The sequence below is a fragment of the Streptomyces atratus genome, assembly GCF_014648655.1.
GTDB classification, from domain to species: Bacteria; Actinomycetota; Actinomycetes; order Streptomycetales; family Streptomycetaceae; genus Streptomyces; species Streptomyces atratus.
In genome coordinates this window covers 136,258-147,835 of the sequence record NZ_BMRN01000012.1, presented here as the reverse complement: position 1 = coordinate 147,835, position 11,578 = coordinate 136,258, and the positions used below count along the sequence as shown (strand labels likewise).

The following is an 11,578-nucleotide window of genomic DNA, read 5'->3' as shown; positions in this document are numbered from 1 at the left end:
GAGGATGTCCTTCCCGCCCGCCGTCGGCCGGAGTGCGCCCTACGCCGAGGGCAGTTCCTTCAACTGGATGTTGCGGAAGGACACATGGTCATTGGCACCGTGGTTCTGGATGCCGATGTAGCCGTCCTTCAGGCTCCGTACCGGATCGGTGTTGGTGAAGTCGTTGATCTTCACTCCGTTGAGGAAGACCTGGAGACGTTCGCCCTGGACCTTGATCTCGTAGCTGTTCCACTGGCCGGGAGGCCGCAGGACCTGGTCACGGGCCTTGATGTTCGCCGCCTTGAAGGTGTAGACGGAGCCCGTGGTGCGGTCGGGCGCGTCGGTGGCGTCGATCTGGACCTCGTAGCCGTTGTTCACCGCGGACCAGGGGTCGTCGGACTCCGGGAAGCCGACGAAGACACCGGAGTTGTCGTCGCCCTCCATCTTCCAGTCGAGCTTGAGCGAGTACGACCCGAGTTCCTTGGCCTGGTAGGTGAGCAGACCCATGCCGCCCTCGGAGCGCAGTTCACCATCAACGATGCCGAACTTTCCGGGGCCGGCCTGCTTCCAGCCTTCGAGCGTCTTGCCGTTGAAGATCGACCGGTAGCCGGTGTCGGGCTTGCAGTCGGCCTTCACCTGGCCGGCCGCGTACCGCAGGCCGCCGAGAAGAAGCCCGCGGAAGTCCGGTTCGGCGTAGGACTCCTTGGTGTGGCCGAGGCCGGTGTAGAAGGAGCGGCCGCCCTGGTAGCTCTGGCACCAGGTGATCGGGTGGTCGCCCTTCATGGTGCCGCCGGTGTAGGTCGTCTCGTCGAGTGTGGCGAGCACCTTCACCTTCCCGCGCGGGTTGGTGCGGTAGTTGTACAGCTCGTCGGTCCGGTTCCAGGCGTCGTCGAGGTGTGCGGTCGCCGGGTGCTTGTGGTCCTCGACGCGAACGGTGACGGGCTGGATGGCGGGGTGTCCGGCGAAGTACGCGCCGACAAGCTCCCCGTAGAACGGCCAGTCGTACTCGGTGTCCGCCGCCGCGTGGACGCCCATGTAGCCGCCACCGGTGGTCACATAGTTCTCGAACGCCTTCTGCTGCTCGGCGTTGAGCACATCACCGGTTGTCGAGAGGAAGACGACGGCGTCGTACCGCGCCAGGTTGCTGGTCGTGAACTGGCCGGCCTCCTCGGTCGCGTCGACGGTGATGTTGCTGTTCTTGCCGAGCTCCTTCAGCGCGGCGACGCCGTCGGGAATCGCATCGTGTCGGAAACCGGCCGTCTTCGAGAAGACCAGGACCCGCTTGGCGGTCCGGTCGGGGGCGCTGTTGGAGAGCTCGAAGTCATCGACGTCGTACAGCGCTCCGGCACCTCCCTTGAAGACGAGGAAGAGTTCGGTGGCCTTCTTGGGAACGCCGCGCAGTGGTACGTCGATGTCCTGGAAGGTCTCCCAGCCGCCGGTCACCGGTACCGGTGCGGAGCCGAGGATCGCGCCGGTCGGGGATCCCGACCGTACTTCGAGGAAGCCGCCCGCCCCGCCGGACGAGATCCGGGCGGTGAGCTTGGTGGTTCCGTCGAGGATGTACGGCTTGAAGGCGATCCAGTCGTCGTTGTCGATGTCGCCGACGGTCTTCCCGCCGTGGGCGGCCGCCTTGTCGTACGTCTTGATGCCGGACGACGAGGTGAAGTGCTCGGCCTGCCGGTGGCGGGGCTGGAGCTGCGACTGGTCGTGCCCGGACAGCGCGGCCTGGCCGCCGCCTCCGTTGTCGGTGTAGGAGGCGTCGATGACTCCGAAGATGTTGGCGTTCGGGTCGTGTCCTCCGTCGACGGCGGTCTTGATCGTGCCGGAGCATCCGTTGGCGGTGGTGATGGGGTGTCCGTGGCTGTCGTGGCCGAGGACGAAGCGGACCTCGACCTTGGAGCAGTCGATCGTGCCGTCCTCGGGATCGGTGACGGTCACCTTGAACGGGATGTTGTCGCCGAAGCTGAACAGCTGGCCGTCGCCCGGGAGTTCCAGGTTCACCTTGGGTGCCGTGTTGCCCACGACCACATGGACGCTTGCCGCGCCGGTGCGTCCGGTGGGGTCCTTGGCCGTGACGGTGGCGGTGTAGGTGCCGTTCTTCTTGTACGTGTACGTCGGGTTGGCGGCCGTGGAGGTTCCGCCGTCGCCGAAGTCCCAGGCGTACGTGAGCGCGTCGCCGTCACCGTCCGTGGTGCCCGCGGAGGAGAACTGCACCCTCAGCGGTGCGGTGCCGGATGTCTTGTTGGCCGCCGCCTCGGCGACGGGTGAACGGCCACCGGTGGCGTTCTCGATGCGGTAGAGGGCGGAGTTCTCGTCGCCGCCGAACCAGGCGAGGCCGTAGTCCAGGACGTACAGCGCCCCGTCGGGGCCGAAGGCCATGTCCATCACCTGGGTGCCTGACCAGGGGATGTTGTTGATGGACTTGACCGTGCCGTCGCCGTCCTGCTCGATGCGCTTGATCCAGCGCCGGCCGAACTCTCCGGCGAAGAAGTCCCCGTCGTACGCCTCGGGGAACTTCACCGGGGAGTCGAGGTCGGGGTCGTAGTGGTAGACCGGGCCGCCCATCGGGGACTCCGATCCGGTACCGAACTCGGGCACGGAGCCGCCGTCGTACGGAATCCACGCGGGCTGCGCCGCGGGCAGGTCGACCAGACCGGTGTTGTGCGGCGAGGTGTTCTTCGGGGCCGCACAGTCGAAGGCGGCGCCGGAGGTCTTCGTCGCGAAGTCGTAGTCGATGAACGGGTCGTTGTCGCCGGTGCAGAACGGCCAGCCGAAGTTGCCCGGCTTGGTGACCCGGGCGAACTCGACCTGTCCCGCCGGTCCGCGCTTGGGGTCGGCCGCGCCCGCATCGGGCCCGTAGTCGCCGACGTACACAATGCCGGTGGCCTTGTCGACGCTGAAACGGAACGGGTTGCGGAAGCCCATCGCGTAGATCTCGGGGCGGGTCTTGTCCGTGCCCGGCGCGAAGAGGTTGCCGTCCGGAATGGTGTACGAGCCGTCGTCGGCGACCTTGATCCTCAGGATCTTGCCGCGCAGGTCGTTGGTGTTGCCCGAGGTGCGCCGGGCGTCGAACGCCGGGTTGCGGTCGGGGCGCTGGTCGATGGGGGTGTAGCCGTCGGAGGCGAACGGGTTGGAGTCGTCGCCGGTGGACAGATACAGGTTGCCCTGGGCGTCGAAGTCGATGTCGCCGCCGACGTGGCAGCAGATGCCGCGCGACGTCTTGACGTCGAGGACCTTCTTCTCGCTGGCCAGGTCGAGGGTGCCGTCCTCCTCGAGGACAAAGCGGGACAGCCGGTTCACTCCGTCGAACTTGGCGAAGTCGGAGGCGGTCCCGGTCTCGGGGGCGTCGCCCGCGGGGGTGTCCAGCGGGGGTGCGTAGAAGAGGTAGATCGCCCGGTTCTCACTGAACTTGGGGTCGATGCCGACGCCCTGGAGGCCTTCCTCGTCGTGCGAGTAGACGGGGAGGACACCGGAGACCTTGGTATTGCCGGCGCTGTCGGTGATCCGCAGCTCGCCGTTGCGCGAGGTGTGCAGCACGCTGCGGTCGGGGAGCACGGCCAGCGACATGGGCTCGCCGGTCTCGGCCGCACCCTTGGCGAGGGTGACCTGCTGGAAGTCCTCGGCCGCCGCGTCGGCGGCGGCCGGCGAGGACGGTCCTGCCGCGGCGGCTCCGGGCGAGGCGCCCAGGGCGAGGGTGGCCGCCGCGAGCAGTCCGCCGGTGAGCAGCGCGAGGGATTTACGGACGCGGAGCCGCGTTCTGCTCCTGCTTCTGGTTCTGGTTCTGTGCACGAGTGTCCTCCGGAGAGTGCCGGTTGTACGGGCGGGTGCTGCCGTGCCGTTCTGCGCAGGGACTGCCGCGCAGGTCATGCGGGGCCTGTGTGGCGCCGGTGACCGAGGTCATGTCATGAACACGTTGGGGACGGTAGACCTGTTCGTCCGGGACGGAAAGCCCTTACGCAGCGGTCTTGTTGAACTTTTTCCTGCGCCAGGACAAAGCGGGATGAGGGCAGGGGTGAGCACAGGGTGGCGGCAGGCTCTCCCCCGCCCCACCCCTCCCGAACCGGGGCTCCGCCCCGGACCCTTCAATCGCCGGACGAGCCTGGTTCTCGGCGATCGAGGAGCGGAATCCGGGAGCAGCGCCCCGGAAGGACCCGTCAGTCCCCGCCCCCGAACGCCGCGTCGAACGAGGCCGACGGCGGCTCGAAGTCATACCGCTTCAGCGTGGCAAGCGCTTCCGGCGCCCCCGCCAGCCGATCCATCCCCGCGTCCTCCCACTCGACGGAGATCGGCCCCTCGTACTCGATGGACCGGAGCATCCGGAAGACGTCCTCCCACGGCACATCGCCGTGCCCGGCGGACACGAAGTCCCAGCCGCGCCGCGGGTCGCCCCATGGCAGATGGGAGCCGAGGCGACCATTGCGGCCGTCCAGCCGCCTGCGGGCCTCCTTGCAGTCCACGTGGTAGATCCGGTCCCGGAAGTCGTACAGGAAATTGACCGGGTCGAGGTCCTGCCAGACGAAGTGGCTGGGGTCGAAGTTCAGCCCGAACGCGGCCCGGTGGCCGACGGCCTCCAGAGCGCGGTGCGTGGTCCAGTAGTCGTACGCGATCTCGCTGGGGTGCACCTCGTGGGCGAACCGCACGCCCTCCGCGTCGAAGACGTCCAGGATCGGGTTCCAGCGCTCGGCGAAGTCCTCGTAACCCCGTTCGATCATTTGCGGCGGGACGGGCGGGAACATCGCGACCAGGTGCCAGATCGAGGAGCCGGTGAAGCCGATGACGGTACGCGCCCCGAAGGCGGCGGCCGCGCGGGCGGTGTTCTTGATCTCCTCGGCGGCCCGTCGGCGCACCCCTTCGGGTTCACCGTCGCCCCAGATCCGCGCCGGGAGGATCCCCTGGTGCCGTTCATCGATCGGGTTGTCGCAGACGGCCTGGCCGACGAGGTGGTTGGAGATCGCCCAGCACTTCAGTCCGTACTTGTCGAGCAGCTGCCGCCTCCCGTCCAGATAGCCGGGGTCGGCCAGAGCTTTGTCGACCTCGAAGTGGTCGCCCCAGCAGGCGAGTTCGAGCCCGTCGTACCCGAAGTCCCGGGCGAGCCGGCAGACCTCCTCCAGCGGCAGGTCGGCCCACTGGCCGGTGAAGAGTGTGAAGGGACGGGGCATGCGCAGGACCTCCTAGAGAACTACGGGGGTGTGTACGGAGTTCTTCTCGGCGCTCTCCTCCACGGCTGCGAGCACCCGCTGCACCTGCAGTCCGTCGGCGAACGACGGTGCGGGAGCGGTCCCTTCGGCGATCGTCCGCACCAGGTCACGGGCCTGGTGGATGAAGGTATGCTCGTAGCCCAGGGCGTGGCCCGGCGGCCACCACGCCTCCAGGTAGGGGTGTTGGGGTTCGGTGACGAGGATGCGCCGGAACCCTGCCGTGGTGGCGGGTTCGGTGTGGTCATGGAAGGACAGCTCGTTGAGCCGTTCCAGATCGAAGGCGAGCGAGCCGCGCTGCCCGTTGATCTCCAGCCGCAGCGCGTTCTTCCGACCGGCCGCCATCCGGGTCGTCTCGAACGAGGCCAGCGCCCCGGAGGCGAGCCGGCCGGTGAACAGGGCCGCGTCGTCGACGGTCACCGCTCCTCGCGCGGCCGAGTCCGCGGTGCCGGAGAGCCCGGCCGACGGACCGCCGAGCAGCGGCCGGTCCCGTACGAACGTCTCACTGACCGCCGACACCCCGACCAGCAGCTCCCCCGCCAGATACTGGGCCAGGTCGACGATGTGCGCCCCCAGGTCGCCGAGCGCTCCCGAGCCTGCGTGCTCCCGCTTCAGCCGCCAGGTGAGCGGGGAATCGGGGTCGACGAGCCAGTCCTGGAGGTAGGTGGCGCGGACATGCCTCAGGGCGCCGATCCTCCCCTCGGCGATCAGCTGCCGGGCGTAGGTGATCGCGGGCACCTTGCGGTAGTTGAAGCCCACCATCGCCACCTGACCGCGGCCCGCCGCGCGCTCCGCTGCCTCGGTCATGGCCTCGGCCTCGGCGACCGTGTTGGCGAGCGGCTTCTCGCACAGCACGTGTTTGCCCGCCTCCAGGGCGGCGATGGCGATCTCGGCATGGCTGTCGCCGGGGGTGCAGATGTCGACGATCTGCACATCGTCCCGGGCGATGAGGGCCCGCCAGTCGGTCTCCGCCGCCGCCCAGCCGTGGCGGGCGGCCGCCGCCTCGACCGCTGCCCGGTCGCGTCCGCAGATCGCGGCGAGAGCCGGTTTCATCGGCAGCTCGAAGACGTGTCCCGCTGTGCGCCACCCCTGCGAGTGGGCGGCGCCCATGAACGCGTATCCGACCATGCCGACTCCGAGCGTCGGCGCACTCGTCATCGGCCGATACGTCGGCGGCGCTGCGGCCTCCTGATCCGTCTCTTCCCTACGGGCCATCCGGGCTTCCTCCTCGTCGGTCGTTCGATGGGTGCGGCAGGAGGGTCAGCACCCTCCTGCGGGGCGGATCAGCTGAAGCCCGTCGGCAGGTACTGGTCGATGTTCTCCTTGGTGACCACGGCCGAGTAGAGGGTGAGACTGGTGGGGATCTCCAGTTCGGCCAGGCCGCCGATGCCCTTGCCCTGTCCGAGGGCGCGGGCCAGGTCGATGGCGGACGCGGCCATCGTCGGCGGGTAGAGAACGGTGGCCTTCAGCACGCTGTTGTCGGCCTTGATGGCATCCATCGCGGACTTGGCACCGGCGCCGCCGACCATCAGGAACTCGTCGCGGCCCGCCTGCTGAATGGCGCGCAGCGCGCCCACGCCCTGGTCGTCGTCGTGGTTCCACAGTGCGTCGAACTTCTTCTGCGCCTGCAGGAGTTGGGCCATCTTCGCCTGGCCCGACTCGACCGTGAAATCGGCGGCCTGACGGGCCACCAGTTTGATGTTGGGGTAGTTCTTCAGCGCGTCGGCGAAGCCCTGGCTGCGTTGCTTGGTGAGCTCCAGGTTGTCGATGCCGGCCAGCTCGACGACCTTGGCGTTCGCCTTGTCCTTGAGCTGCTCGCCGATGTACGTACCGGCGTTGAGGCCCATGCCGTAGTTGTCGCCGCCGACCCAGCAGCGGTACGCCTGCGGCGAGGCGAAGATCCGGTCCAGGTTGACGACGGGGATACCCGCCTTCATCGCTTCCAGACCGACCTGGGTGAGCGCCTTGCCGTCGGCGGGGAGGATGACGAGGACGTCTACCTTCTTGTTGATGAGGGTCTTGACCTGGCCGATCTGGGCGGCGGTGTCGTTGGAGCCCTCGGTGATCTCCAGGGTCACCTCGGAGTACTTCGCCGCCCGCGACTTGGCGTTCTCGTTGATGGCGTTGAGCCAGCCGTGGTCGGCCTGCGGACCCGCGAAGCCGATGGTGACGGGCTTGCCGGGCTTATCGTCGGCGGCGGGCTGATTGCTCTGCGCGGTCTCCGACTTCTTGGGCTCATTGCTGGTGCAGGCGGTGAGGAGGGCGCCCGCGGAGACGGCTGCGGTGCCGAAGAGCAGTCCTCTGCGGCTGGTTTCTGGCATGGCTGTCAAACCCTTCATCCGGTGCGTGACATGTCACATATGGCATACGGGGCGGTGGGCGGGATGGAGAAGCGGAGCTGCCGGGAGTGCGCCCGGGGGCTCAGGTCTCCCCGTGCGCCGATGTGCGGCGCTGGACCAGGACGGCGGCGACGATGATCGCGCCCTTGGCGATCTGCTGGACGTCGCTCTGCAGATTGTTGAGAGCGAAGATGTTGGTGATGGTGGTGAAGACGAGGACACCGAGCACGGAGCCGACGATGGTGCCGCGTCCGCCGCTGAGCAGGGTGCCGCCGATGATCGCGGCGGCGATGGCGTCGAGCTCGTACAGATTGCCGTTGGTGTTCTGTCCCGAGCCGGAAAGGATGATCAGCATGAAGGCGGCGATGCCGCAGCACAGCCCGGAGAGAAGATAGAGGCAGAGCCGCTGCCGTCGTACGTCGATACCGGCCAGCCTGGCCGCTTCCGCGTTGCCGCCGACCGCGACCGTACGCCGTCCGAAAGTCGTGCGGTTCAGCACCAGCCAGCCGATGACGGTCACCGCGGCGAACATCATGACCAGGGGCGGGATGCCGAGGACGTACGAGTCGGGCAGGCCCAGGTCGAGGACCGACTTGACGGTGACGATCTGGGTCTTGCCGTCGGTGATCTGGAGGGCGAGCCCGCGGGCCGAGGCGAGCATGGCCAGCGTCGCGATGAACGGCACCATCCGGCCGTACGCGATGAGCACCCCGTTCACCAGCCCGGCGCCGAGTCCGACGATCACGGCGGTGAACAGAATCCCTGCGAAGCCGTACTCCTGGGTGGCGAGCGTGGTCGCCCAGACGGAGGCGAGCGCGACCATCGCACCGACCGACAGGTCGATGCCGCCGCTGGTGATGACGAAGGTCATCCCGACGGTGACGACGCCGATGACGGACGACTGGGTCAGGATCAGCTGAAGGTTCCCGGTGTCCAGGAAGGCATCGGGCTCGGTGAATCCGCCGACGGCAACGAGTACGGCGAGAACGCCGAGGAGCGAGAGGTTACGGACGTCCGCGCGCAGGCCGAAGGTGCGCGAAGGTCCGTCCTTCTTACGGGGTTCGGCGACCGGGGCGGGGGCGGCCCCCTTGTCCGGCCCGCTCTGCTGCGCCGAGGAAACGGGCTGCGTCATGACGTCGGGCTCCCTTCCATCACTAGGTCGAGTACGCGGTGCTCGTCGAGCTCCCGGGCGTCCGCCGCATGCACGACGCGGCCCTCGCGGAGCACCAGCACCCGGTCGGCGAGGCCCAATACTTCGGGCACCTCGCTGGAGACGAGCAGCACGGCGAGGCCTTCGTCGGCCAGCCGGCGGATCACGGCGTAGAGCTCGGCGCGGGCGCCGACGTCGACACCGCGGGTCGGTTCGTCGAGCAGCAGCACCCGGCAGCCGCGCAGCAGCCAGCGGGCCAGGACGGCCTTTTGCTGATTGCCGCCGGAGAGCGTGCGGACGGGGGTGTCCGGGTTGTCGGGGCGCAGGGAGAGCTCGCGGGTTGCGGTGCGGGCCGCTCGGCGCTCGGCCCCCCGGTCGATCCAACCTGCTCTGGAGAAGCGGGACATGGAGGAGACGGAGACATTGCGGGTGACGGACTCGAGCATCAGCAGGGCCTGCGCCTTGCGTTCCTCGGGGGCGAGGCCGATGCCTGCGGCGACGGCCGCGCGGACGCTGCCGGGCCGGAGCTGTTTGCCGGCAACGGTGACCCGTCCGGCGCTCGGCTTGCGGGCGCCGTAGACGGTCTCCAGGATCTCGGAGCGCCCCGATCCGACAAGTCCGGCCAGGCCGACGATCTCGCCGGGCCTCAGCTCAAGGTCCAGCGGGTCGAATTCGCCCTTCCTGGCCAGCCCTTCGACCTTCAGTACCGGCTCCGCCGCTGCCGCTCCCGCGCTGTCCGTGGTGCGCGGCGGGAAGACGTACTCGACATTGCGGCCGGTCATCATGGCAACGATGTCTCGTGTCGGTGTGGACTTGGCGGGCAGCCCCACGGCGACGGCCCGGCCGTCCTTGAGCACCGTCACCCGGTCGCCGATCCTGCGGATCTCCTCCAAGCGGTGCGAGATGTAGACGACGGCGACCCCGTCGGCGGTGAGGGCGGCGACGATACGGAAGAGGTTGTCGACCTCGTCGGGGTCGAGTGCGGCGGACGGCTCGTCCATCACGATGAGCCGTACGTCGTGGGAGAGCGCCCTCGCCATGGAGACGATCTGCTGCTGGGCGGCGGACAGTTCACCGACCGCCCTGGCCGGATCGATCTCCGGGTGGCCGAGACGCTTCAGCAGTGCGGCGGCCGCCGTGCGGCCCTCGCGGGTGCGGACGACGAAGCGGGCGGTGGTGGGTTCATGGCCGAGGAAGACGTTCTCGGCGACCGACAGGCCCTCGACCAGGTCGAGTTCCTGGTAGATGGTGGCGATGCCGAGGCGCATTGCGGCGATGGGCGACTTGAGCGCGGCCGGTTCTCCGCGCCAGGTGATCTCGCCGCCGTCGGGCTGATGGGCCCCGGCGAGCACCTTGATGAGGGTGGACTTGCCGGCGCCGTTCTGCCCGAGCAGACAGTGGACTTCGCCGGCCTGGACCTCCAGGTCCACGCCGTCGAGGGCGCGTACTCCGGGGAACGACTTGGTGATGCCGGACATGGTGAGCAGGGGTGGTTCCGGTGCCATGACAAATCCCCTCGGCGAGTGGGTTCTCCCCTGCTCGAGCGCAGTCGAGAGCTTGGGGAAGGCCGGTGAGCGGGCAAGGCTGTACCAGGTGCGGTGGTGCGGGTGTTTCCGGACTGTGCCGATGTTCTGCCGGCCCGAGGGTCAGGCCGGTGAGAACAGGTGGTCGCTGATGAGGCGGGCGGCGCCGATCACTCCGGCGGCCGGTCCCAACTCGCCCAGCACGATGGGAAGGTTGCCGGTGGCCAGCGGCAGCGACTGCCGGTAGACCTGGGTCCGGACGCTGGCGAGGAGCGTGTGACCGAGGCCGGTCACACCGCCGCCGATCACCACCAGTCCGGGATTGAAGAAGCTGACGAGTCCGGCGATGACCTGGCCGACCCGGTTGCCGCCTTCGCGGATCAGGTCGAGCGAGGTCGCGTCACCGGCGGCCGCGGCGGCGGCCACATCGGCGGCGGTGAGCTTTCCGGCCGCCTCCAGCCGGCCCGACAGTTCCGCCGACTGCCCGGCGCGCGCCGCGTCCTCGGCGTCGCGGGCGAGCGCGGCACCGCTGAAGTGGGCTTCCAGACAGCCCCGGTTGCCACAGGCGCAGGCGCGCCCATCGGGTTCGACCTGGATGTGGCCGATGTCTCCGGCGCTGCCCGTCGTACCGCGGTGAACCTCGCCGCCGACGACGATGCCGCAGCCGATACCCGTACCGATCTTGACGCAGAGGAAGTCGCCCACGGAGCGTGCGACGCCCGCGTGCTGCTCCCCCATCGCCATCAGGTTCACATCGTTGTCGACCATGACGGGACAGCCCAGTTCCTGGCTGAGCGCCTCGCGGACCGGGAAGCCGTCCCAGCCGGGCATGATCGGCGGTGCGACCGGTACCCCTTCGGGGAAGCGGACCGGTCCGGGTACGCCGATGCCCGCGCCGTCGAAACCTTCGGCGAGCCCGGAGGCCCGGAGCTTGGCCGCCATGGACAGCACCTGCTCGAAGATGGCGACGGGCCCTTCGCGTACGTCCATGGGGTGGTTGAGGTGACCCAGGACCTCCAACTCGGCGTTGGTGACGGCCACATCGACGGATGTGGCACCGATGTCGACGCCGAGGAAGCGCAGCTGCGGGGCGAGCCGGATGTTGTGCGAGCGGCGTCCTCCGCGGGATGCGGCGAGTCCGTCGGCCACGACGAGTCCGGTCTCCAGCAGCCTGTCCACCTCGACGGCGAGCTTGGAGCGGGAGAGATCGACCTGATCCCCCAGCTGTGCCCGTGAGTTGGGCCCGCCGTCGCGCAACAGCCTGAGCAGTCGCGCCTGATGCGCATTCGCGGGTCGTGCCGTCATACGTCTCACGCGCCCCTCCCCGCCACATCGGCCTGTCCGTCGGGCTTTCGAGGGGAACGTAGCAGCGGTTGCCCGGAGTGGGAAGAA

General features: G+C 68.8%; 7 protein-coding genes. All 7 read right to left on the bottom strand.

The features are described 5' to 3' along the window. Window positions 1-39 precede the first annotated feature (39 nt). Window positions 40-3,768: a ThuA domain-containing protein gene (locus IEZ15_RS21510; protein ID WP_229846022.1), complete on the bottom strand. Its 3,729-nt coding sequence runs from the start codon at window positions 3,766-3,768 to the stop codon at window positions 40-42. Between the two features lie 365 nt (window positions 3,769-4,133). Next, complete coding sequence (locus tag IEZ15_RS21505) at window positions 4,134-5,138, bottom strand: sugar phosphate isomerase/epimerase family protein (RefSeq protein WP_189278961.1); 1,005 nt, start codon at window positions 5,136-5,138, stop codon at window positions 4,134-4,136. Window positions 5,139-5,150: 12 nt separating this feature from the next. After that, window positions 5,151-6,389, bottom strand: coding sequence for a Gfo/Idh/MocA family protein (locus tag IEZ15_RS21500; protein ID WP_189278960.1), 1,239 nt, complete (start codon window positions 6,387-6,389; stop codon window positions 5,151-5,153). 68 nt (window positions 6,390-6,457) lie between these two features. Beyond that, entirely contained in the window at window positions 6,458-7,495 is a 1,038-nt protein-coding gene (locus tag IEZ15_RS21495; protein WP_114247671.1) for a substrate-binding domain-containing protein, read from the bottom strand. Window positions 7,496-7,595: 100 nt separating this feature from the next. Then, the gene (locus tag IEZ15_RS21490; protein ID WP_114247670.1) at window positions 7,596-8,645 is read right to left on the bottom strand and encodes an ABC transporter permease; all 1,050 of its coding nucleotides are present in this window, start codon (window positions 8,643-8,645) and stop codon (window positions 7,596-7,598) included. After that, window positions 8,642-10,168 (bottom strand): sugar ABC transporter ATP-binding protein, encoded by a 1,527-nt coding sequence (locus IEZ15_RS21485; protein ID WP_114247669.1) that lies wholly within the window; start codon window positions 10,166-10,168, stop codon window positions 8,642-8,644. Before IEZ15_RS21485 ends, IEZ15_RS21490 begins: the two co-directional genes overlap by 4 nt. A gap of 141 nt (window positions 10,169-10,309) precedes the next feature. Beyond that, window positions 10,310-11,491, bottom strand: coding sequence for an ROK family transcriptional regulator (locus tag IEZ15_RS21480; protein ID WP_189279017.1), 1,182 nt, complete (start codon window positions 11,489-11,491; stop codon window positions 10,310-10,312). Window positions 11,492-11,578: the final 87 nt, after the last annotated feature.